The 20,875-nt window shown below is 70.6% G+C and carries 22 protein-coding genes; 7 read left to right on the forward strand and 15 right to left on the reverse strand.

What is annotated here, in order from left to right; translation table 11 throughout:
* Positions 1 to 382 precede the first annotated feature (382 nt).
* Positions 383 to 1,033, reverse strand: coding sequence for a DNA-3-methyladenine glycosylase (locus AC0B9F_RS35035; protein ID WP_472009421.1), 651 nt, complete (start codon positions 1,031 to 1,033; stop codon positions 383 to 385).
* Between the two features lie 171 nt (positions 1,034 to 1,204).
* On the opposite strand from AC0B9F_RS35035, the gene AC0B9F_RS35040 reads away from it, so the two are divergent.
* The 3 genes from AC0B9F_RS35040 to AC0B9F_RS35050 all read left to right on the forward strand — a co-directional run bounded on the left by AC0B9F_RS35040 (position 1,205) and on the right by AC0B9F_RS35050 (position 3,217).
* Entirely contained in the window at positions 1,205 to 1,987 is a 783-nt protein-coding gene (locus AC0B9F_RS35040; protein WP_472009422.1) for a sporulation protein, read from the forward strand.
* Between the two features lie 40 nt (positions 1,988 to 2,027).
* Positions 2,028 to 2,567: a YbhB/YbcL family Raf kinase inhibitor-like protein gene (locus AC0B9F_RS35045; RefSeq protein WP_472009424.1), complete on the forward strand. Its 540-nt coding sequence runs from the start codon at positions 2,028 to 2,030 to the stop codon at positions 2,565 to 2,567.
* A 143-nt stretch (positions 2,568 to 2,710) separates the two neighbouring features.
* Positions 2,711 to 3,217 carry an HNH endonuclease gene (locus tag AC0B9F_RS35050; RefSeq protein ID WP_472009426.1) on the forward strand — a complete coding sequence of 169 codons (507 nt, stop codon included), beginning with the start codon at positions 2,711 to 2,713 and terminating at the stop codon, positions 3,215 to 3,217.
* Between the two features lie 140 nt (positions 3,218 to 3,357).
* Here AC0B9F_RS35050 and AC0B9F_RS35055 read toward each other — a convergent pair whose 3' ends face one another.
* From AC0B9F_RS35055 to AC0B9F_RS35065, 3 genes are all read right to left on the reverse strand, one after another.
* Complete coding sequence (locus tag AC0B9F_RS35055; RefSeq protein ID WP_472009427.1) at positions 3,358 to 4,308, reverse strand: SPFH domain-containing protein; 951 nt, start codon at positions 4,306 to 4,308, stop codon at positions 3,358 to 3,360.
* A gap of 152 nt (positions 4,309 to 4,460) precedes the next feature.
* Positions 4,461 to 4,892 carry an NfeD family protein gene (locus AC0B9F_RS35060; RefSeq protein ID WP_472009429.1) on the reverse strand — a complete coding sequence of 144 codons (432 nt, stop codon included), beginning with the start codon at positions 4,890 to 4,892 and terminating at the stop codon, positions 4,461 to 4,463.
* A gap of 60 nt (positions 4,893 to 4,952) precedes the next feature.
* Entirely contained in the window at positions 4,953 to 5,750 is a 798-nt protein-coding gene (locus AC0B9F_RS35065; protein ID WP_472009431.1) for an ABC transporter ATP-binding protein, read from the reverse strand.
* A gap of 149 nt (positions 5,751 to 5,899) precedes the next feature.
* Between AC0B9F_RS35065 and AC0B9F_RS35070 the strand changes: the two genes are divergently transcribed.
* Entirely contained in the window at positions 5,900 to 6,679 is a 780-nt protein-coding gene (locus AC0B9F_RS35070; RefSeq protein WP_472009432.1) for a hypothetical protein, read from the forward strand.
* Positions 6,680 to 6,898: 219 nt separating this feature from the next.
* Here AC0B9F_RS35070 and chpE read toward each other — a convergent pair whose 3' ends face one another.
* From chpE to AC0B9F_RS35085, 3 genes are all read right to left on the reverse strand, one after another.
* Entirely contained in the window at positions 6,899 to 7,144 is a 246-nt protein-coding gene (gene chpE, locus AC0B9F_RS35075) for a chaplin ChpE (RefSeq protein WP_472009434.1), read from the reverse strand.
* A gap of 146 nt (positions 7,145 to 7,290) precedes the next feature.
* The gene (locus AC0B9F_RS35080; RefSeq protein WP_472009435.1) at positions 7,291 to 7,932 is read right to left on the reverse strand and encodes a response regulator; all 642 of its coding nucleotides are present in this window, start codon (positions 7,930 to 7,932) and stop codon (positions 7,291 to 7,293) included.
* Positions 7,925 to 9,070: a GAF domain-containing sensor histidine kinase gene (locus tag AC0B9F_RS35085; RefSeq protein WP_472009437.1), complete on the reverse strand. Its 1,146-nt coding sequence runs from the start codon at positions 9,068 to 9,070 to the stop codon at positions 7,925 to 7,927. The genes AC0B9F_RS35080 and AC0B9F_RS35085 overlap by 8 nt, the downstream gene beginning before the upstream one ends.
* Positions 9,071 to 9,692: 622 nt before the next feature.
* Between AC0B9F_RS35085 and AC0B9F_RS35090 the strand changes: the two genes are divergently transcribed.
* Positions 9,693 to 10,475, forward strand: a complete 783-nt coding sequence (locus AC0B9F_RS35090; protein ID WP_472009439.1) for a transglycosylase SLT domain-containing protein — start codon at positions 9,693 to 9,695, stop codon at positions 10,473 to 10,475.
* 118 nt (positions 10,476 to 10,593) lie between these two features.
* Here AC0B9F_RS35090 and AC0B9F_RS35095 read toward each other — a convergent pair whose 3' ends face one another.
* Positions 10,594 to 13,134 (reverse strand): ABC transporter ATP-binding protein/permease, encoded by a 2,541-nt coding sequence (locus AC0B9F_RS35095; RefSeq protein WP_472009440.1) that lies wholly within the window; start codon positions 13,132 to 13,134, stop codon positions 10,594 to 10,596.
* A gap of 909 nt (positions 13,135 to 14,043) precedes the next feature.
* Between AC0B9F_RS35095 and serB the strand changes: the two genes are divergently transcribed.
* Positions 14,044 to 15,285, forward strand: a complete 1,242-nt coding sequence (gene serB, locus AC0B9F_RS35100; RefSeq protein ID WP_472009442.1) for a phosphoserine phosphatase SerB — start codon at positions 14,044 to 14,046, stop codon at positions 15,283 to 15,285.
* Between the two features lie 120 nt (positions 15,286 to 15,405).
* Here serB and AC0B9F_RS35105 read toward each other — a convergent pair whose 3' ends face one another.
* The 4 genes from AC0B9F_RS35105 to AC0B9F_RS35120 all read right to left on the reverse strand — a co-directional run bounded on the left by AC0B9F_RS35105 (position 15,406) and on the right by AC0B9F_RS35120 (position 17,908).
* Complete coding sequence (locus AC0B9F_RS35105; protein ID WP_472009444.1) at positions 15,406 to 15,924, reverse strand: SixA phosphatase family protein; 519 nt, start codon at positions 15,922 to 15,924, stop codon at positions 15,406 to 15,408.
* Between the two features lie 69 nt (positions 15,925 to 15,993).
* Positions 15,994 to 16,203 (reverse strand): hypothetical protein, encoded by a 210-nt coding sequence (locus AC0B9F_RS35110; protein WP_472009446.1) that lies wholly within the window; start codon positions 16,201 to 16,203, stop codon positions 15,994 to 15,996.
* Positions 16,204 to 16,380: 177 nt separating this feature from the next.
* Positions 16,381 to 16,497, reverse strand: coding sequence for an SGM_5486 family transporter-associated protein (locus AC0B9F_RS35115; RefSeq protein WP_472009448.1), 117 nt, complete (start codon positions 16,495 to 16,497; stop codon positions 16,381 to 16,383).
* Positions 16,498 to 16,600: 103 nt separating this feature from the next.
* A complete protein-coding gene (locus AC0B9F_RS35120) occupies positions 16,601 to 17,908 on the reverse strand; it encodes a CynX/NimT family MFS transporter (RefSeq protein WP_472009449.1) in 1,308 nt (435 codons plus the stop codon).
* Positions 17,909 to 17,978: 70 nt separating this feature from the next.
* Between AC0B9F_RS35120 and AC0B9F_RS35125 the strand changes: the two genes are divergently transcribed.
* Positions 17,979 to 18,668: a FadR/GntR family transcriptional regulator gene (locus tag AC0B9F_RS35125; protein ID WP_472009451.1), complete on the forward strand. Its 690-nt coding sequence runs from the start codon at positions 17,979 to 17,981 to the stop codon at positions 18,666 to 18,668.
* 27 nt (positions 18,669 to 18,695) lie between these two features.
* Here AC0B9F_RS35125 and AC0B9F_RS35130 read toward each other — a convergent pair whose 3' ends face one another.
* The 3 genes from AC0B9F_RS35130 to fabG all read right to left on the reverse strand — a co-directional run bounded on the left by AC0B9F_RS35130 (position 18,696) and on the right by fabG (position 20,693).
* A complete protein-coding gene (locus AC0B9F_RS35130) occupies positions 18,696 to 19,037 on the reverse strand; it encodes a hypothetical protein (RefSeq protein WP_472009453.1) in 342 nt (113 codons plus the stop codon).
* 163 nt (positions 19,038 to 19,200) lie between these two features.
* Entirely contained in the window at positions 19,201 to 19,968 is a 768-nt protein-coding gene (gene fabI / locus AC0B9F_RS35135; RefSeq protein ID WP_472009454.1) for an enoyl-ACP reductase FabI, read from the reverse strand.
* A gap of 5 nt (positions 19,969 to 19,973) precedes the next feature.
* Positions 19,974 to 20,693, reverse strand: a complete 720-nt coding sequence (gene fabG, locus AC0B9F_RS35140) for a 3-oxoacyl-[acyl-carrier-protein] reductase (RefSeq protein WP_472009455.1) — start codon at positions 20,691 to 20,693, stop codon at positions 19,974 to 19,976.
* Positions 20,694 to 20,875: the final 182 nt, after the last annotated feature.

The following is a 20,875-nucleotide window of genomic DNA, read 5'->3' on the forward strand; positions in this document are numbered from 1 at the left end:
TGAGTTCTCAAGGAACGGTCGCTTCCTTTGTACTCACCCTCTCGGGCTTTCCTCCGGGCTTCCCTTCGGTCTTGCGTTTCCGACTCTATCAGATCCTTTCGGATCCGATTTCCGGTCGGCGCCACCCCGCGCTAGCGGGATATTGGCACTGTCTCGGGGTTTTCGGCTTTCGCCGTCCGCCCTTTCGACATTCACTACGTTAGCTCATTCTCTCGGCGACTCATAATCGAGCCTCACGAGTTCGAATTCGGGTACGCGGACGCACCAGAATCGACCCCGCCGAGGGGCTGTAGCTAGGTAGTGGGTTGGCCGCTCCGGCTGCAGGCGATCGCCGTACCCGGTTCAGCGGCTCGGGCCACATTACGCACCTTCGCGTGCTGCGTCAACTGCGGCGCCGCCTCGGGACGTGCGCCCGGTACGGGCTCACCGTCGGGTCGTTGGCCACCCAGTAGCGCCAGGGGTGGACGTCGCCATTGCCACCCTCGCCGGCGACGCCGGTGCGGGGGCCGTTGCATACCTGGTCGGAAGGGATGGGCGTACCCGTCAGCATCCGCAGCGGGGTCTCGCCCTCCGCGCAGGCGTCCGTGCTGTCCAGGGCCCGGCCCACGTCCAGGGCCGTGGCGAGGCGGGCGGGGCCTTTGGCCAACTCCTTGTCGTTCTTGGCCGACAGGCGTCGGGTGCGGGCCAGTTCGGCGCCCTCGACGATCTCACCGGCGCGGAGCAGGACAGCGCCGGCTCGTCCCACAGGGCCGCACACCAGGTTCATGCAGTGCCACATGCCGTAGGTGAAGTAGACGTACACATGACCGGGCTCACCGAACATCACGCTGTTGCGGGCGGTCTGACCACGGTAGGCGTGGGAGCCGGGGTCGTTCGGGCCGTCGTAGGCCTCGACCTCCGTCAGGCGCAGGGCGATCGGGCCGTCCGGGGTGGTGCGGACGAGGACGCGGCCGAGGAGGTCGGGCGCTACCTCGAGGACGGGCCGGTCGAAGAAGGCGCGTGGCAGGGGCGTACGGTCGGGGCTCGCGATCATGCCCTCCGAGCGTACTGGAGTCGGCCGGTGCGGTGGGGTGGCCAGGGGGCGTGCGGCTTGCCAGGGTGAGGGCCCGGAACCGGTCCCGGCCGGATCGCGTTTGTAGGGATCAAGGACGCAGTCGCCGTCGTCGCAGTCGTATGTAGTTGTCGTATGTAGGTGAGGAGAGCCATGGCGTTCAAGAAGCTGCTCGCGAGCCTGGGGGCCGGCGGGGCCTCGGTCGAGACGGTGCTGACCGAGGTGAACGTGGTGCCGGGTGGCGTGGTCCAGGGTGAGGTGCGGATCCAGGGCGGGTCCGTCAGCCAGGACATCGAGGGTCTGTCGGTGGGGCTCCAGGCCAAGGTCGAGGTGGAGAGCGGCGACCAGGAGTACAAGCAGGACATCGAGTTCACCAAGGTGCGGCTCGGCGGCGCTTTCGAGCTGCAGGCGGGCGCCGTGCACGCGGTGCCGTTCGGGCTGGAGATCCCCTGGGAGACGCCGGTCACCATGATCGACGGGCAGGCGCTGCGCGGGATGCACATCGGGGTGACCACCGAGCTGGCGATCGCGCGGGCCGTGGACTCCGGCGACCTGGACCCGATCAACGTGCATCCGCTGCCGGCGCAGAAGGCGATCCTGGACGCGTTCATCCAGCTGGGCTTCCGCTTCAAGGACGCGGACATGGAGCGCGGCCACATCCGGGGTACGCGGCAGAAGCTGCCGTTCTACCAGGAGATCGAGTTCTACCCGCCGTCGCAGTACCGCGGTCTGAACCAGGTGGAGCTGAGCTTCGTCGCCGACGGACACGGCATGGACGTGGTTCTGGAGATGGACAAGAAGCCGGGTCTGTTCAGTGAGGGCAGCGACACCTACCGGTCCTTCCAGGTGGGTCTGAACGACTGGCAGGGGACCGACTGGGCGGCGTATCTCAACCAGTGGCTGTCCGAGGTCGGCTCCAAGCGGAACTGGTTCTAGGCTCGGAACGACTGAACGCAAGCGATCAGGAGGTACCGAGGTGACCGAGCTCAAGAGGCGGCCGCTCCCCCACGACTTCCATCCGCCCGTGGCGTCCTTCACGGTCACGAGTGAGGACGTCCAGGAGGGTGCCACTCTCAAGGACGCCCAGGTCTACGCGAAGGGCAACACCTCGCCGCAGCTGCGGTGGGAGGGCTTCCCGCCGGAGACCAAGAGCTTCGCCGTGACCTGCTACGACCCGGACGCCCCGACGGGCAGCGGGTTCTGGCACTGGTCAGTGTTCGACATCCCGGCCTCGGTCACCGAGCTGCCTGCGGGTGCGGGCAGCGGCAAGTTCGAGGGCCTGCCCGAGGGTGCGGTCCACGTGCGCAATGACTACGGCTCGAAGGACTTCGGCGGTGCCGCGCCGCCGCCCGGCGACGGACCGCACCGGTATGTGTTCACGGTGTACGCCGTGGACCAGGAGAAGCTCGGTCCGGATTCCGACGCCTCTCCTGCCGCCGTCGGCTTCAACCTGCGGTTCCACACGATCGGGCGGGCGCAGCTGATCGGTGAGTACGAGGAGCCCGCCCAAGCCTGACGTTCACGGAAGGTTTGCCCGCCTCTGGTCTTGGAAGTGATCGGAGGCGGGCATTTTTATTGCGTTGTCCATCTCGGCGCGCCCGTCCAGAGTTGATCCAAGCCCGCCGGGGGGTGGGCCGGTGCACACGGGAGGTGGGCTTGATGCGGGACACGCTCGTTCTGAACGCCAGCTTCGAACCGTTGTCGACGGTGACGCTGAACCGAGCCGTCGTTCTGGTGCTGCAGGACAAGGCGGTCGTCGAACAGGCCCATCCCGAGCTGCGTATGCGCGGTGCCGATGTGGACATACCCGCGCCCCGGGTGATCCGGTTGTGCCGGTACGTACGGGTGCCGTTCCGAAGACAAGCGCCGTGGTCGAGGCGGGGTGTGCTGGTGCGGGACCGGCACCGGTGCGGGTACTGCGGGCACAGGGCGACGACCGTGGACCACGTGGTGCCTCGGTCGCGCGGTGGGCAGGACACGTGGCTGAACACGGTGGCCGCGTGTGCGGAGGACAATCACCGCAAAGCGGACCGGACGCCGGAAGAGGCGGGGATGCGGTTGCTTCGGCAGCCGTTCGAGCCGACGCCGGCCGATGCGATGCTGCTGACGCTGGGGGCGGATGATTTTGCCGCTCTTCCCGGGTGGCTGGCCCGGGATGCGGCCTGACTCTTCGCCGTAGGGCTTTGTGTACGTTGCCGGCCGCGGGATTCGTCGTGGCTTGTCGCGCCCGCGCGGCGGCAGCCGCATGTCGACACGGCCCCGCGGCCCTGTAGGTGGGTGCGGGGAACGTTGCGTTTCCCGTGCTCTCAGTCGATCGACGGCTTTTCGCGGCGTTCCGAGCCGCCGCCGTTGCCCGAACCGCCGTTGCCCGAACCGCCGCCCATGGCGCCGAAGTTGCCCATCGCGCCGGAGAGGCCCTTGAGGGCGTCGCCGATTTCGCTGGGGACGATCCAGAGCTTGTTGGCGTCGCCCTCGGCGATCTTCGGGAGCATCTGCAGGTACTGGTAGGACAGCAGCTTCTGGTCGGGGTCGCCGGCGTGGATGGCCTCGAAGACCGTGCGGACGGCCTGGGCCTCGCCCTCCGCGCGCAGTGCGGCGGCCTTGGCCTCACCTTCGGCGCGCAGGATCTGGGACTGCTTCTCACCCTCGGCGCGCAGGATCTCGGACTGCCGGACACCTTCGGCCTGGAGGATCGCGGCGCGCTTGTCCCGGTCGGCGCGCATCTGCTTCTCCATCGAGTCCTGGATGGAGGTGGGCGGTTCGATCGCCTTGAGTTCGACGCGGTTGACGCGGATGCCCCACTTGCCGGTGGCCTCGTCGAGGACGCCGCGCAGGGCCGCGTTGATCTCCTCGCGGGAGGTGAGGGTGCGCTCCAGGTCCATGCCGCCGATGATGTTGCGCAGCGTGGTGACGGTGAGCTGTTCGATGGCCTGGATGTAGCTGGCGACCTCGTAGGTGGCCGCGCGGGCGTCGGTGACCTGGTAGTAGATGACCGTGTCGATGTTGACGACCAGGTTGTCCTGGGTGATCACCGGCTGCGGCGGGAAGGGGACGACCTGTTCGCGCAGGTCGATGCGGTTGCGGATGGTGTCGATGAACGGGACGACGATGTTGAGGCCCGCGTTCAGGGTCCGCGTGTAGCGGCCGAAGCGCTCCACGATGGCGGCGCTCGCCTGTGGAATGACCTGGATGGTCTTGATCAGGGCGATGAAGACCAACACCACCAGAATGATCAGGACGATGATGACCGGTTCCATCGTGGCTGCCCGTACCCTTCTCCGCCTCGGCGCTTTCGGAAGATCTTATGGCTGTTGAAGATCTTGCTGGTCGAGTCTGACAGACCGTCGGAGGGCTCGTGGGGTGTTCCGCCGAGTCCGTGCCGGGTCCTCGTCTGTCGCGTCGTACGAGGTCACATGACGATCGCGGTGGCCCCCTCGATGTCCACGACGTCCACCTCCTGGCCCACTTCGTAGGCGTGGTGGGTGTCGAGGGCGCGGGCCGACCAGATCTCCCCGGCGAGCTTGATACGGCCGCCCGAGCCGTCGACGCGTTCGAGGACGACGGCCTGCCGGCCCTTCAGGGCGTCGATGCCGGTGGCGAGTTGGGGGCGCTGGCGGCTGTGCCGGGCCGCGATGGGCCGGACGACCGCGATGAGGGCGACCGAGACGGCGAGGAAGACGAGCACCTGGACGACGACGCCGAGGCCGAAGCCCGCGGCGACCGCCGCGGCGACGGCGCCCACGGCGAGCATCCCGAACTCCGGCATCGCGGTGACCACGAGCGGGATTCCGAGCGCTGCCGCACCGACGAGCCACCACACCCATGCGTCGATGTCGTTCACACGGCAATCGTAGGGCCGCCGGTCCGGTTGCCGACAGGGCGCCGGGCGGGGCGCACGGGGTCAGGACAGGGGCAGGCCCTGGGCGGTCCAGCGGTCGCCGAGCCGCTCGACGACGAGCGGGAGGCCGAAGCACAGGGAGAGGTTGCGGGAGGTGAGTTCGAGCTCCAGCGGGCCGGCGGCGAGGACCTTGCCCTGGCGGATCATGAGGACGTGGCTGAAGCCGGGCGGGATCTCCTCGACGTGGTGCGTGACCATGATCATCGAGGGGGCGATCGGGTCGCGGGCCAGCCGGCCCAGACGGCGCACCAGGTCCTCGCGGCCGCCGAGGTCGAGGCCGGCCGCCGGCTCGTCGAGGAGCAGCAGTTCCGGGTCGGTCATCAGGGCGCGGGCGATGAGGGTGCGCTTGCGCTCGCCCTCGGAGAGGGTGCCGAAGCGGCGCTCGAGGTAGTCGCTCATGCCGAGGCGGTCGAGGAAGGCGCGGGCGCGCCGTTCGTCGATCTCGTCGTAGTCCTCGTTCCAGCTGGCGGTCATGCCGTAGGCGGCGGTGAGGACGGTCTGCAGGACGGTCTGGCGCTTGGGGAGCTTCTCGGCCATGGCGATGCCGGCCATGCCGATGCGGGGGCGCAGTTCGAAGACGTCGGTGCCGGGCTTGCCGAGGGTCTCGCCGAGGATGGTGGCGGTGCCCTTGCTGGGGTAGAGGTAGCTGGAGGCGACGTTGAGGAGGGTGGTCTTGCCGGCGCCGTTCGGGCCGAGGATGACCCAGCGCTCGCCTTCCTTGACCGACCAGGAGACCTGGTCCACCAGCGCCCGGTCCTCGCGGACCACGGATACGTCCTGAAGCTCCAGAACATCGCTCATGAGCGCGTTGTCTCCCCTTGCAGTGTGGCCGGTCTCGGCTCGCGTACGCCTGTGGCTCTGTTCGCCGCGCCGGTGGGCGCGGCCCTGAACGAATCTACGCCACCGGCCGGGCGAGCCGTTCCATCGGTCCGGTCCTTAGGGTGGGGGGCATGCTCGTGGAACCGCGCGCCGGCCGCCTTGCCGCCTGGGGAAATGCCCTTCTTGCCGGACTTGCCTCTCCGGATGACGCCGTGCTCGCCATCGTGGGCGAGGACGCGGTGCACCGGGTGGAGGGACTGCCGGGTGAGTCGGCTCCGGTCGGCCTCACGCTCGCGCTGGGACGGCTGCGGTCGCTGGGGGTGAGCGGGCTGCGCGTCGCGCTGCCGGCGCCGGGGCATCCGCTGGGACTGAGCGGTCCGCCGGAGTTCAACAAGCGGGCACTTCAGGCCGAGGAGGCGGTGGTCTGTCACGGGGGCGCGCTGGGTCTGGTGCCCGAGGTGTACGAGGCCGGGCCCGACGGTGATGTGCATGTGGAGGTCGTCTGGCACTGCCTGCCGGTGCGGGAGGCTCCGCCGGCCGATGTGCCGTCGCTGGGTGAGGCCGAGCGGGAGCTGGCGGAGGCGTTGCGGGAGGCGACGGCGGCGCTGACGCGGCTGGACGTCGCCGGGTCGGGGCCGGTCGCGCAGGCGGCGATCGACGCGTACCGGGCGCGGGCGGAGCGGGGGCGGGAGGTACTGGCGCCGGGGTATCCGCCGCGGGCGGTGCGGGTGCTGGAGCTGGCGCAGCGGGTGGCGATGCTGGTGTCGCTGGCGTCGGAGAAGGGGCACGGGGGTGCGGTGAGCGCCGGGGAGATGTTCGCGCGGGCGGAGGCGTTGCGGCCGGTGGAGCGGGTGGCCCGGCGGGCGCAGGTGGCCGCGTACAACGCGTATGTGGAGGAGCGGGAGCGGTGAGCCTGCGGCGCGGCTGGAGGGCGCGGTGAGCGTTCGCCCTTCCGCCCGGCGGTGCTGGGAGGTCGGCTCAGCGGGGTGCGTCGCCTGGTGACCGGTCTGCGTCGCGGGGCTGCCCCTGGCGGGGGGGCCTGCACGATCGCGGTGGCGTCGGTCCGGATGTGCGCCGGCCTCCCGGATGTGCCCGGGAGGCCGGCGAGGCACCGACGGTGGTCGGAGATGTCAGTGGTTCAGGCCGAGGTTGCCGAAGGCCGGGTTCAGCGCGCCGATGACGTTGACGCTGTTGCCGACGACGTTGACCGGCACGTGGACCGGGGCCTGGATGACGTTGCCCGAGACGACACCCGGCGAGCCCACGGCCTTGCCGTCGGCGTGCGCGCCCTCGGTGGCGGAGGCCATGCCCGCACCGGCGGCGATCAGTCCGCCGGCCACCATCGTCACGGCCGCTGCCTTCTTCAGGTTCTTCACTTTCAAAGCCCTCCTCGCGATTGCCGCGGCAGTCGCCGCAGCACGCACTGGAGAACGGCGGAGATCCACGACGGGATACGCCATCCGGGGGACATTCCCACGACGGTATGAATCTCAGTCCGGAAGGGAACCTTCCGAGTTGCCGATCATCCGTACAGACCATGACGAACGGCCCACAGCGCGGCCTGGGTGCGGTCCGCCAGGTCGAGTTTCATCAGGATGTTCGAGACGTGGGTCTTCACCGTCTTCTCGGACAGGACCAGCGCGCGGGCGATCTCGCGGTTGGAGCGGCCGTCCGCGATCAGACCGAGCACCTCACGCTCCCGCTCGGTGAGCGAACCGCCTCTGCCCTGCCCGGAGTTCGTCTCCTCCTGGGAGAGCAGCGCGGTGGCGACCTCGGGCTGGAGCAGCACGTGCCCGGCGTGCACGGAACGGATGGCGCCGGCCAGCGCGTCGGGGTCCACGTCCTTGTAGACGTACCCGGCGGCGCCTGCGCGCAGGGCCGGGACCACCGTGCGCTGTTCGGTGAAGCTGGTGACGATGAGCACGCGCGCGGGGTTGTCCAGCTCACGGAGCCTGCGCAGGGCCTCCACGCCGTCCATGCCGGGCATCTTGACGTCCATGAGGACGATGTCCGGCTTCAACTCCTCGGCGCGGGCGACGCCTTCGGCGCCGTCGGCGGCCTCCCCGACCACCTCGATGTCGTCCTGGACCTCCAGGAAGGTGCGCAGGCCCCGGCGGACGACCTGGTGGTCGTCGACGAGCAGCACCCTGATTGCGTCAGCCACCGGGGACCTCCATCTCGATCGTGGTGCCCTTGCCGGGCGCCGATTCCACGGTCAGCCTGCCGCCGACGCCGTCCGCCCGGTCGCGCATGGAGACCAGGCCGAGGTGGCGTCCGGCGCGGCGTATCGCCTTCGGGTCGAAGCCGGTGCCGTCGTCGGTGACGCGCAGGACGGCGCCGGGGCCGAGGCGGTCCAGGGTGACGTCGACGTGTTCGGCAGCGGCGTGCCGCAGCGCGTTGTGCAGGGCCTCCTGGGCGACGCGCAGCAGGGCCTCCTCCTGCGACGAGGGCAGGGCGCGGATGCCGCGGGCGGCGAAGGTCACGCGGGCGGAGTGGGCGCGGTCGAGGACCTGGATCTGGGTGCGCAGGGTGGCGACGAGGCCGTCCTCGTCGAGCGCCGCGGGGCGCAACTCGACGACGGCGGCGCGCAGTTCGTCCGCAGCCTCGGCAGCGAGGGCCGCCACCTGCTGCAGCTCGCCCTTGGCGCGGGCGGGGTCGCGGTCGACGAGGCGGGCGGCGGCCTGGGCGGTCAGGCGCAGGGAGAACAGCTTCTGGCTCACCGCGTCGTGCAATTCGTGGGCGAGGCGGGAGCGCTCCTCGGCGATGGTCAGCTCGCGGCTGCGTTCGTACAGGCGGGCGTTGGTCAGGGCGATCGCCGCGTGCTGGGCGAGGAGGGCGAGCAGTTCCTCGTCCTCCTCGGTGAAGCCGCACCGTCCCGCTGCCCTGGGGCAGTTCTTGTTGGCCAGGAACAGCGCTCCGATGACCTCGTCGCCGTCGCGGATGGGCAGGCCCAGGAAGTCGGCGAGCTCGGGGTGGGCGGAGGGCCAGCCCTCGAAGCGAGGGTCCTTGCGCACGTCGGCGAGGCGCTCGGGTCTGGCCTCCTGGAGCATCGACGCGAGGATGCCGTGCTGGCGCGGCAGCGGGCCGATGGCCTTCCACTGCTCCTCGCTGATGCCGTCGACGACGAACTGGGCGAACCCTCCGTGGTCGTCCGGGACGCCGAGGGCGGCGTACTGCGCGTCGAGCAGCTCGCGGGCCGAGGCGACGATCGTCTTCAGGACGTCGCGCACCTCGAGATGCCTGCTCATGGCCAGCAGCGCGGCGCTCACCGCGGCGAGGCCGGACCGGGGACCGTGACTCATGACCTCACGGTACCGGCGGGGCCGGACATCACGGATCCGACCAGTGGCGGCCGCCGCCTGGGACTCGGGACGTAGGCCCTGCCGGTTGGACCAGTCCGTCGTCAGGGGGCCTCCACGCGCGGGGACGCGGCCGACGGGAGGGGGAACTGCGCGAGCCGGACGGCCGACGGGCTACGCGTGCGCGTGCGGGGGCGCGCGCCTGCGGGTGCCTCCCTATGGCCGCTACGCGCATGCGGAGCGGGACCAGCCGCTCCTCGCCCACCACACCTCCGGCCCGTGCGAGGGCCCTCACACACTGCATTGCTGACGCAACTGGCCGTGAGACCGGCCGGCCGCCGGTGTGAGCCCGCGCATAGGGCCCACATCACGTACGAAGGGGATTAGGAGGACAAGCACCCCCACATGAACGGCACAGACAGTCCAGTCTGTCCCGTTTTGCCATTACCTGATCCACTACCTGGCTTCGTACGTCACACCTTTGCCACGCGATTTTGCGGCCGCTAAGAATTGCTTCGTCGCTCAGCGCCGCGGGCTCACCGTCCGCGGCGTTCGTGCGGGAAGTGCCCGTAGTCCCCCGCCGGACGTGAGCGACCTCCGCGCTATTCGAAGAGGTCCGTTACGCATGCCCAAGAACTTCTCCACCCGTCTCTATAGTCGCTCGCTGACCAAGCACCACAAGATCGCGGTCGCCGGTGTCGGCGTCCTCGGTGCCGCCGCGATCGCCATGTCCGCGGTGCCCAGCAGCGCCGAGACCAAGACGGCCGTCACCAGCGAGGCCGCAGCGCCCGCGAAGGTCGCCTACAGCACCGAGCAGATCAAGGACGTCAAGGCGAGCATCACCGACCAGCTCGCCAGCGCCGACCTCAAGGCGCAGCAGATCGCGGCCCAGAAGAAGGCCGAGGCCGCTCAGAAGGCCGCCGTCGCCAAGGCCGTCGCCGCGAAGAAGGCCGCTGCCGCCAAGGCGGCCGCCGCCGCCAAGAAGGCCGAGGCCGCCAAGAAGGCCGAGGCCGTCCGCAAGGCCAAGGAGGCCGCGAGCCGCGCCGCCAAGCGCCCCGCCCTGAAGCCGCACGTGGTCAAGAGCTACCCGAACAACCTCGACGGCTGGATCCGCCAGTCGCTCGACATCCTGAAGAAGCACAAGATCCCGGCCAGCTACTCCGGCATCCACCGCAACGTCATGCGGGAGTCCTCCGGCAACCCGATGGCCATCAACGACTGGGACATCAACGCCATCAACGGCATCCCGTCCAAGGGCCTGCTCCAGGTGATCCCGCCGACCTTCAAGGCGTACCACGTCCCCGGCACGTCCTGGAACATCTACGACCCGGTCGCCAACATCACCGCCGCCTGCAACTACGCGGCCGACCGCTACGGCTCGATGGACAACGTCAACAGCGCGTACTGAGGTCGGCGCGGACCTCTTCACGCACAGGCGACGTCTCGCGAAGACACGGATCTCGCGAGCACAGACGCCGAAGGGCGGCACCCTCCTGACGGGGTGCCGCCCTTCGGGGTCGTACGGCCTACTTGCGCATGACCTCCGGCTCGTGGCGGCGCAGGAAGCGCGCCACGAAGATGCCGCAGACCACGCCGAGCGCGATCAGCGCGACCATGTCCAGCCCCCAGGCGCCGACCGTGTGGTCCCACAGCGGGTCGGTCTCGCCCGCCTTCTCCGGCGGGCTGATCTTGTTGAAGTCCAGGGTGGCACCGGCGGCGGCCACCGCCCAGCGCGACGGCATCAGATACGAGAACTCGTTGACGCCGATCGAGCCGTGCAGGCTGAACAGGCACCCGGTGAACACCACCTGGATGATCGCGAACATCACCAGCAGCGGCATCGTCTTCTCCGCGGTCTTCACCAGCGAGGAGATGATCAGGCCGAACATCATCGAGGTGAAGCCCAGCGCCATGATCGGCAGGGACAGCTCGACCAGCGTGGCGCCGCCGAGGACCAGGCCCTTCTGGGGGATCTCCCGGCTGGCGAAGCCGATCACGCCGACCAGCAGGCCCTGGAACACGGTGATCAGGCCCAGCACGAAGACCTTCGACATCAGATACGCCGACCGGGACAGTCCGGTCGCGCGCTCCCGCTCGTAGATCACCCGTTCCTTGATCAGCTCACGGACGGAGTTGGCGGCGCCGGCGAAGCACGCGCCGACCGCGAGGATCAGCAGGACCGTGGTCGCGGTGCCGTTGGGGATGATCCGGCCGCTCTGCGGGTTGACCGGGTTGGGCAGCAGCCCGCGGTCGTGGTCGATGAGCAGGCTCACGGCGCCGAGGACGGCCGGCAGGATCACCATCAGCGCCAGGAAGCCGCGGTCGGAGACGATCACCGACATGTAGCGGCGCACGAGCGTGCCCCACTGCGACATCCAGCCCTGGGGCTTCGGCGGCTTCATCGCCTGCATCGGCGGGACCTGTACGGCCTGCGGGGCGACGGCGTCGAGGTCCGCGGCGTACATCTGGTAGTGCTGCGAGCCCTTCCAGCGGCCCGCCCAGTCGTAGTCGCGGTAGTTCTCGAAGGCGGAGAACACGTCGGCCCAGGTGTCGTAGCCGAAGAAGTTCAGCGCCTCCTCCGGCGGCCCGAAGTAGGCGACCGAGCCGCCCGGCGCCATCACCAGCAGCTTGTCGCAGATCGCCAGCTCGGCCACCGAGTGGGTGACGACGAGCACGGTGCGGCCGTCGTCGGCGAGGCCGCGCAGCAGCTGCATCACGTCGCGGTCCATGCCCGGGTCGAGGCCCGAGGTCGGCTCGTCCAGGAAGATCAGCGACGGCTTGGTCAACAGCTCCAGGGCGACCGAGACGCGCTTGCGCTGGCCGCCGGAGAGCGAGGTGACCTTCTTGTCCTTGTGGATGTCGAGCTTGAGCTCGCGCAGCACCTCGTCGATACGGGCGTTGCGCTCGGCGGTCGTGGTGTCGGCCGGGAAGCGCAGCTTGGCCGCGTACTTCAGGGCCTTCTTGACGGTCAGCTCCTTGTGCAGGATGTCGTCCTGCGGGACCAGACCGATGCGCTGGCGCAGCTCGGCGAACTGCTTGTACAGGTTGCGGTTGTCGTACAGCACCTCGCCCTGGTCGGCGGGGCGGTAGCCGGTCAGCGCCTTGAGCAGCGTGGACTTGCCGGAGCCGGACGGGCCGATGACCGCGATCAGCGACTTCTCCGGCACGCCGAACGAGACGTCCTTGAGGATCTGCTTGCCGCCGTCGACCGTGACGGTCAGGTGGCGGGCGGAGAAGGACACCTCGCCGGTGTCGACGAACTCCTCCAGCCGGTCGCCGACGATCCGGAACGTGGAGTGGCCGACGCCGACGATGTCGGTGGGGCCGAGCAGCTGCGAGCCGCCCTTGGGGATCGGCTGGCCGTTGACGTACGTGCCGTTGTGCGAGCCGAGGTCGCGGATCTCCATGCGCCCGTCGGGCGTGGCGTGGAACTCGGCGTGGTTCCGGGAGACCTGCAGGTCGGAGACGACCAGCTCGTTCTCCAGGGCACGGCCGATGCGCATCACGCGGCCGAGCGAGAACTGGTGGAAGGTGGTCGGGCTGCGGTCGCCGTACACCGGCGGCGCCCCCGCGACTCCGCCGGGCGTGTGCTGTGCCGGGCCCTGCTGCTGCGGGATGCCCGGGGCGGACTGCTGCTGCCAGTCGGCCTGCGGGGCCTGGGGCTGCGCGGCCTGCGGCTGGGGCGGCTGCTGCCAGTCGGCCTGCGGCGTCTGCGGGTGGCCCCAGGCCGGGTTGGCGGCCTGCGCGGCGTGCGGCTGCTGAGCCACCGCGGCGGCCGCGCCGGAGAGGTTCAGCAGCGGGCCGTCGGTGGCGTTGCCCAGGTTCACCGACGTGCCGGCGGCGAGTTCCACGTGGTGGATCCGCTGGCCCTGCACGAACGTGCCGTTGGTGCTGCCGTGGTCCTCGATCACCCAACTGCGGCCGTTGAAACTGACCGTGGCGTGGCGCCAGGAAACCCTGGCGTCGTCGAAGACGAGGTCGCCCTGCGGATCGCGTCCGAGGGTGTATGACCTGGACGGATCGAGCGTCCAGGTACGTCCGTTTGATTCCAGTACGAGTTCCGGCACTCCATGCCCCACTGAGTTGTCCCCCGAATTGCCCCCGTCGCGGGGAGTCTAGGGATGTCGAACATCGGGGGGAACTATTTCAGGAGCGGCCCCCTGACCGAAAGTCGGGCCTTGTGAAGACCGCGCACGAGCGTCTCGGCCGGTTCCGTTGACGGGGTGTGAACCGGGCCGGGAGTGGCAATCCCACGCGAGACAGACAAGCGTGGCAGAAGCCGCGGCGCGGATCGGGGGCCTGCCAGGGGGGCTCAGCTGCGAAGACCGGAGGCGCGAGGTGCTGCGCCGAAGTGCCCTGAGGCGGGGCCCTGTTGTCCGCGATCGCCGTCGCTCGGGGCGGGTGGTGCGGGTCCGCCCGTCCGGGATGCGTCCGCCTTGGGGGTCCACGGCGCCGAGGTCCCCACGGCCATCGAGATCACGCCACTGGGGGTGCCTGGTCGGCGCGTTGCCGCTGTCGTGGGTCTTCTTGCGGTCCTTGTTTCGTGGTCGACGTGACGCCGACGCTTCTCGGCGGGCTCGGCGGGCTCGGTAGGTTCGGCGGGCGGGCAGGTGTGGCTGCCGTGGCCGAAAGACCGGCGGTCGGCGTCCCGGCCCGGCGACGTGACGCCTCCGTCGCCGCACCGGCCGCTCCCCCGCCGCTCGGGTCCAGGAGATCTCGCCGGGCGGGGGCGTCCCGGGGGTGCGGGGAACCCGCGTCAGCGGTGGATGCAGCCTCGCGCGCCCGCGCACGCCCCTGCGCACGCCCCCGCGCGCCTGCTCCACGCTCCCGGGGTGGGGGCCCCACCGGCCCCCGCCGGCCCACGTCGGACTCCTCCCCTTCGGCCCGGTGTCACCTGGATGTCGTGCAGTGTTCCGTGTCCGCCAGGCGGACCTCGGGGGCGCGAGGCACTCGGTGCCGGATACGGTGGGAACACCATGAGTGCTTCGCAGACCTCGACTCCCGGGACTCCCGAGATCCCCGAGTCCTCGGACGTCCCCACCCTCCTCGTCAAGATCTTCGGCAAGGACCGGCCGGGCATCACGGCGGGACTCTTCGACACCCTCGCCGCCTACTCCGTCGACGTGGTCGACATCGAGCAGGTCGTCACCCGTGGCCGGATCGTGCTGTGCGCGCTCATGACCCAGCCCCCGCAGGGCCTGGAGGGCGACCTGCGGGCGACCGTGCACAGCTGGGCCGAGTCGATGAAGATGCAGGCCGAGATCATCTCCGGCCGCGGCGACAACCGTCCGCGCGGGCTCGGCCGCTCCCTGGTCACCGTGCTCGGCCACCCGCTCACCGCCGAGGCCACCGCCTCCATCGCCTCGAAGATCACCAAGGCGGGCGGCAACATCGACCGCATCTTCCGCCTGGCCAAGTACCCGGTGACCGCGGTGGAGTTCGCGGTCTCCGGCGTGGAGACCGAGCGGCTGCGGACCGCCCTGGTGACGGACGCGGCGGCACTCGGTGTCGATGTCGCGGTCGTCGCGGCGGGTTTGCACCGCCGGGCGCAGCGGCTCGTGGTGATGGACGTGGACTCGACGCTGATCCAGGACGAGGTGATCGAGCTCTTCGCCGCGCACGCCGGCTGCGAGGACCAGGTCGCCGAGGTGACCGCGGCCGCGATGCGCGGGGAACTGGACTTCGAACAGTCGCTGCACGCGCGCGTGGCGCTGCTGGAGGGCCTGGACGCGTCCGCGGTGGACAAGGTGCGCAGCGAGGTGCGGCTGACGCCGGGCGCGCGCACGCTGATCCGCACGCTGAAACGACTCGGCTACCAGGTCGGCGTGGTCTCGGGTGGTTTCACCCAGGTGACCGACGACCTCAAGGAGCGGCTGGGTCTCGACTTCGCGCAGGCCAACACGCTGGAGATCGTCGACGGCAGGCTGACCGGCCGGGTCACCGGCGAGATCGTCGACCGCGCGGGCAAGGCGCGGCTGCTGCGCCGGTTCGCCGCGGAGGCGGGCGTGCCGTTGTCGCAGACGGTGGCGATCGGTGACGGTGCCAACGACCTGGACATGCTGAACGCGGCCGGGCTGGGGGTCGCCTTCAATGCCAAGCCGGTGGTGCGGGAGGCGGCGCACACCGCGGTGAACGTGCCGTTCCTGGACACGGTGCTGTATCTGCTGGGGATCACCCGGGAAGAGGTCGAAGCGGCGGACACCGTCGCCGGGGAGTAGACCGAGGGACACCGTCGCCGGGGAGTGGGCCGGCGGACGCGTCAGGGGCCCGGCACCGCGAAGGTGCCGGGCCCCTGTGCGTCGGGGTGTGCGTCGAGGACGGGGTCCCGCGGGGGTGGGTCAGTCGGCGGGCGCCCAGTAGTCGGCCAGGGTGGCCACGCCCGGCTCCAGGGACTTCCAGGGGGCGTCGAAGGTGAGGGCGGCGAAGGCGGCGGCCGGGAATCCGCGCCGGCTCATGCTCGCGCGAGCGTCGTCCTCGGCCGCGCCGGCCAGGATCTCGGCGAGGCCCTGGACCCCTGGGTTGTGGCCGATGAGCAGCAGGCTGCGCACGTCGTCCGGGGTCTCGTTGAGCAGGGCGATCAGCTCGCCCGGGGACGCCTCGTAGATCCGCTCCTCGTAGACCGTTTTCGGCCGGTGCGGGAACTCGTGCGCGGCGAGCTTCCAGGTCTCGCGGGTGCGGGTCGACGTGGAGCACAGGGTCAGGTCGAAGGGGATGCCGGTGTCGGCCAGTCTGCGTCCGGCTTCGACGGCTTCCTTGCGGCCCCGGTCGGCGAGCGGCCGCTCGTGGTCGGGCACCTGTGGCCAGTCGGCTTTCGCATGCCGGAAGAGGACGATCCTGCGGGGTTCTGCGACGCTCATGCATCCCAGCTTCGCATGAAACAGGCCACGGGTCGCAGGGAGTTGACCGGCCTGCCCACCCTGGGATTCCTAGCGCGCGAGGAGCGCCCGCAGGTGCTGGAGCAGGTGGGTGAGGAGCGCCGGCTCGCCGGTGGCCGCCTGGGCGTCGGTGGGGTTCAGTATCAGCACGAACAGGGTGACGAAGGCGAGGGCGGGCAGGGCGAGGGCCCACCAGGGCAGCCGGGTCTGGACGCCGCCCGTGGTCGCCGGGTGGGGCGGGGTGTGCGAACGGGCCGGCATGAGTGCCTCCGCGGTCGTCGAGCGTGCCGTGAACGGTCGTGATCCGCCGTTCGGCGGCCACGTCTCGACGCTACGGAATCCGCGGACCGCGGCCCATCCGGTGATCCACCCACTTGACCCTGACCCTCGCCCCCTAGGGGATGGTGGGGACAGCCCCACCATCGGCCGGGGCGGGGTTCAGGGGGCGGCGATCGTCGCGATGACGGCGATGATCACGAAGATGGCGAGGAACGAGCCGAAGACGATGAGCATCTTCTTCTGGCCGTTCTGGGGGTTCGGCTCGAGCACGGGCATACCGTCAGTCTCGCACCCCGGCTCGGAACGCCCGGCTCCGGGGTCGGGGTCGGCCGGCGGGCGCGGTCACTCGGCGTTCAGGGTCACCTCCGGGCGGACGCCGTCACCGCGCGGCGGCCGCCTCCTCCTCCACCGTGCGGTCGCGCCCGGCGAGGAAGCCCACCGCCATCTGCGGCAGCATCAGGGCCGCCATCAGCGCGATCGGCACGCCCCAGCCGCCGCTGCTCTGGTACAGCACGCCGACGAGCAGCGGTCCGGGGATGGAGATCAGATAGCCGGTGCTCTGGGCGAACGCCGACAGCTGGGCCACGCCAGCGCCCGTCTTCGCGCGCATGCCGACCATGGTCAGGGCGAGCGGGAAGGAGCAGTTGGAGATGCCGAGCAGCACGGCCCAGGCCCAGGCGCCGGCCGCCGGCGCGAAGTACAGCCCGGCGTATCCGGCGAGGCCGCAGACGCCGAGGGCGAGCACGATGGAGCCCTGGTGGGGCAGCCGGGTGGCCAGTCGTGGGATGACGAAGGCGAGCGGCACGCCCATCACCATGGTGACGGCGAGGAGCAGGCCCGCGGTGCCGGCCGAGACCCCCGAGTCACGGAAGATCTGCGCCATCCAGCCCATCGTGATGTAGGCGGCGGTGGCCTGGAGGCCGAAGAAGACGGCGAGCGCCCAGGCGGTGCGGCTGCGGGTGATGCGCAGCACGGGCGCGGGCCCCTCGGCGGGTGCGCTCTCGCGCGGGGCCGGGGACACGCCGGGCTCGGTGGTGCCGCGTTCCCGCAGCACGGGCAGCCAGGGCAGTACGGCCGCGACGGCCAGGAAGGCCCACACGGAGAGGCCGGACTGCCAGCTGCCGCCCAGGGCGCGGGTCATCGGCACGGTCGCGGCGGCCGCGATGGAGGTGCCGAACGCGAGGAACATCGAGTACAGGCCGGTCATGGAACCCACCCGATCGGGGAACCAGCGCTTGACGATGACCGGCATGAGCACATTGCTGACGGCGATGCCCATCAGGGCGAGCGCGCTGGCCGCGAGGAAGCCGGCCGTGCTTCCGGTGTACGGCCGTATGACCAGGCCGGCGGCGATGGCGGCCATGCCCGCGCACACGACGGCGACGGGGCCGAAGCGGCGGGCGAGCCGGGGCGCCGTCACGCCGAAGACGGCGAAGCACAGCGGGGGCACGGAGGTGAGCAGGCCCGCCACGCTGCCGCTCATCCCGAGCCCGTCGCGGACCTCCTCCAGGAGGGCGCCGAGGCTGGTGATGGCCGGGCGGAGGTTGAGCGCGGACAGCATGATGCCGAGCACGACCAGGCGCGTCGCCCACGCGCGCGGGGTGGTACCGCCGGTTTTCCCGCCTGCCGCGGGCTGGGTCGGGGTCGTCATCGTCCGGGTTTCCTCACTAGCCATGCCGCCCATCATAGAATCATGGGATGATTGGTTGTCCATTTCCGGTCGGTCGGCCCCGGCCGCGCGCGTGCGAAGGTGTCCCATGCCCCTGAGCCATCCCCGACGCTCGGTGCTGTCCGAGCAGGTCATCGCCGAGCTGCGTGACCAGATCACCTCCGGCGAGTGGCCGGTCGGTTCGCGCATCCCGACCGAACCCGAGCTGGTCGAACAGCTCGGGGTGGCGCGCAACACCGTCCGTGAGGCCGTGCGCGCCCTCGCGCACAACGGCCTGCTGGACATCCGCCAGGGTTCCGGCACGTACGTGGTCGCGACCAGCGAGCTGGCCGGCGTGATGCACCGCCGGTTCGCCGGCGCCGATCCGCAGCACGTCGCCGAGCTGCGCTCCACGCTGGAGTCGAGCGCGGCCAGGCTGGCGGCGCACCGGTGCACGGAGAAGGACCTCAAGCAGCTGGACGCGCTGCTGCTGCGGCGCGAGGAGGCGTGGGAGTCGGGGGACGCGGAGGCGTTCGTGACGGCGGACGCCACCTTCCACCTCGCGGTGGTCTCGGCATCCCACAACGAGGTGCTGAAGGCGCTCTACGCCGACCTGGGCGAGGTGCTGCGCGACTGGCTGCGCGAGGACGTCGGCGGGCAGCTGACCCCGGAGACGCACATGGACCACCGGCGGCTGCTGGACGCGCTGCGCACGGGCGACGCCGAGACGGCCGCCGAGGAGGCCGCGAGCTACCCGTTCCTGTGCCGCCCGGGCCGGTTCACGCCGCCGGGCGGCTGACGGGCCCGCCCGCACACGTCGTGCCGCTCACGCCTTGTCGTGGCTGATCCACACCGCCTCGACCTCCTTCCAGCACCTCCCGGTCAGCCGGACGGTCGTGGCCGGTCCGGCGTCGACCGGGGCGGAGTCGGTGTCGATGTCCCACCATCGGGCGCACTCGATGTGCAGCGCGACGCGATCGGTGTCCACATAGGGGTTGTGGCACCAGGCGACGACCTCGGAGCCGTGGACGCTCGTGCGGCAGTCGGCGCCGAAGGGCTGTGGGGAGGCCGGGCGCGCCGCACGCGCGTGGGGCAGCGCGTCGTACGGGAGGCAGAGGACGACGGCGGCGGCGACGGTCACTGGGGCGAGGCTGCGGAACAGGCGCACAAGCAGACCTCCTCGGCCGTACGGCTGCGGGGCGGCGCCCTTCCAGCGTGCGTGGTGAGCGCCGCCCTCCGCCCGGCCGGTGAGCCGAACGGGTGACGCGGAAAGGGCCCGCACCCGGGGGGTGCGGGCCCTTCACGGACGGTCGTGACCGGGTCGGCCGTGATCAGGCGCCGATGGCGTGCAGACCGCCGTCCACGTGGACGATCTCGCCGGTGGTCTTCGGGAACCAGTCGCTCAGCAGGGCGACGATGCCGCGGCCGGCCGGCTCGGGGTCCTTCAGGTCCCACTCCAGCGGGGAGCGGCTGTCCCACACCGAGGCCAGCTCGCCGAAGCCCGGGATGGATTTGGCGGCCATGGAGCCGATCGGCCCGGCGGAGATGAGGTTGCAGCGGATGTTCTGCTTGCCCAGGTCGCGGGCGAGGTAGCGGCTGGTGGCCTCCAGGGCGGCCTTGGCCGGGCCCATCCAGTCGTACTGCGGCCAGGCGAAGGACGCGTCGAAGGTGAGGCCGACGACCGAGCCGCCGTTCTGCATCAGCGGCAGGCAGGCCATGGTCAGCGACTTCAGGGAGAACGCCGAGACGTGCATCGCGGTGGCGACGGACTCGAACGGCGTGTTCAGGAAGTTGCCGCCGAGCGCGTCCTGCGGGGCGAAGCCGATGGAGTGCACGACACCGTCGAGGCCGCCCAGCTCCTCGCCGACCAGGTCCGCCAGCCGGCCGAGGTGCTCGTCGTTGGTGACGTCGAGCTCGATGACCTTGGTGGGCTTGGGCAGCTTCCGGGCGATGCGCTCGGTCAGGGTGGGCCGCGGGAACGCGGTCAGGATGATCTCGGCGCCCTGCTCCTGCGCCAGCTTGGCCGCGTGGAAGGCGATGGAGGACTCCATCAGCACACCCGTGATCAGGATGCGCTTGCCCTCGAGAATTCCGCTCATGGTGATCAGTGACCCATTCCCAGTCCGCCGTCAACGGGAATGACGGCTCCAGTGATGTACGAGGCGTCGTCCGAGGCGAGGAACCGCACCGTCGCGGCGATCTCCTCCGGCTGCGCGTACCGGCCGAGCGGCACCTGCGCCACGATGCTCTGGCGCTGCTCGTCGGTGAGCGTCTTGGTCATGTCGGTGTCGACGAAACCGGGCGCGACGACGTTGAAGGTGATGTTGCGCGAACCCAGCTCACGGGCGAGGGAGCGCGCGAAGCCGACGAGGGCGGCCTTGGAGGCGGCGTAGTTGGCCTGCCCCGCTGAGCCGAGCAGCCCGACGACGGAGGAGATCAGGACGACCCGGCCCTTCTTGGCGCGCAGCATGCCGCGGTTGGCGCGCTTGACGACCCGGAAGGTGCCGGTGAGGTTGGTGTCGATGACCGAGGTGAAGTCCTCCTCGGACATGCGCATCAGGAGCTGGTCCTTGGTGATGCCGGCGTTGGCGATGAGCACCTCGACCGGACCGTGCTCGGCCTCGATCTCCTTGTAGGCCTGCTCCACCTGCTCGGGGTCGGTGATGTCGCACTTGACGGCGAGGCAGCCCAACGCGGTCAGAGCGGCCGGCGGCTCCCCCGAGCGGTACGTGATGGCGACCTTGTCGCCGGCGTCGGCGAACGCGCGGGCGATGGCGAGGCCGATGCCCCGGTTGCCTCCGGTGACGAGAACCGAGCGGCTCAACGGATCACCCTTTCGATTGCGGTCGGACACCCGCCCGAACAGCTGGAATGACAGGCGGCTTCCCGGAAAACCTATCGGTCCGCCCGGGCGCGCGGGCAATCGGGCACCAACAGCGGCATACGGCACTGACTGTGGGGTCCCTACAGAAAGCGGCGCACGTCAGCCGCAAACGTGTGGTCCGC

Source organism: Streptomyces sp. NPDC097129 (assembly GCF_055668065.1).

Coding starts and splice junctions, on each gene's coding strand:
- AC0B9F_RS35085 (WP_472009437.1), bottom strand. CDS start 9,070: ATGAGTCACGGTCCCCGGTCCGGCCTCGCCGCGGTGAGCGCCGCGCTG.
- AC0B9F_RS35070 (WP_472009432.1), top strand. CDS start 5,900: ATGCTCGTGGAACCGCGCGCCGGCCGCCTTGCCGCCTGGGGAAATGCC.
- AC0B9F_RS35120 (WP_472009449.1), bottom strand. CDS start 17,908: ATGATGGGCGGCATGGCTAGTGAGGAAACCCGGACGATGACGACCCCG.
- AC0B9F_RS35125 (WP_472009451.1), top strand. CDS start 17,979: ATGCCCCTGAGCCATCCCCGACGCTCGGTGCTGTCCGAGCAGGTCATC.
- AC0B9F_RS35105 (WP_472009444.1), bottom strand. CDS start 15,924: ATGAGCGTCGCAGAACCCCGCAGGATCGTCCTCTTCCGGCATGCGAAA.
- AC0B9F_RS35065 (WP_472009431.1), bottom strand. CDS start 5,750: ATGAGCGATGTTCTGGAGCTTCAGGACGTATCCGTGGTCCGCGAGGAC.
- fabI (WP_472009454.1), bottom strand. CDS start 19,968: ATGAGCGGAATTCTCGAGGGCAAGCGCATCCTGATCACGGGTGTGCTG.
- AC0B9F_RS35115 (WP_472009448.1), bottom strand. CDS start 16,497: ATGCCCGTGCTCGAGCCGAACCCCCAGAACGGCCAGAAGAAGATGCTC.
- AC0B9F_RS35090 (WP_472009439.1), top strand. CDS start 9,693: ATGCCCAAGAACTTCTCCACCCGTCTCTATAGTCGCTCGCTGACCAAG.
- AC0B9F_RS35110 (WP_472009446.1), bottom strand. CDS start 16,203: ATGCCGGCCCGTTCGCACACCCCGCCCCACCCGGCGACCACGGGCGGC.
- AC0B9F_RS35035 (WP_472009421.1), bottom strand. CDS start 1,033: ATGATCGCGAGCCCCGACCGTACGCCCCTGCCACGCGCCTTCTTCGAC.
- AC0B9F_RS35055 (WP_472009427.1), bottom strand. CDS start 4,308: ATGGAACCGGTCATCATCGTCCTGATCATTCTGGTGGTGTTGGTCTTC.
- AC0B9F_RS35050 (WP_472009426.1), top strand. CDS start 2,711: ATGCGGGACACGCTCGTTCTGAACGCCAGCTTCGAACCGTTGTCGACG.
- AC0B9F_RS35040 (WP_472009422.1), top strand. CDS start 1,205: ATGGCGTTCAAGAAGCTGCTCGCGAGCCTGGGGGCCGGCGGGGCCTCG.
- serB (WP_472009442.1), top strand. CDS start 14,044: ATGAGTGCTTCGCAGACCTCGACTCCCGGGACTCCCGAGATCCCCGAG.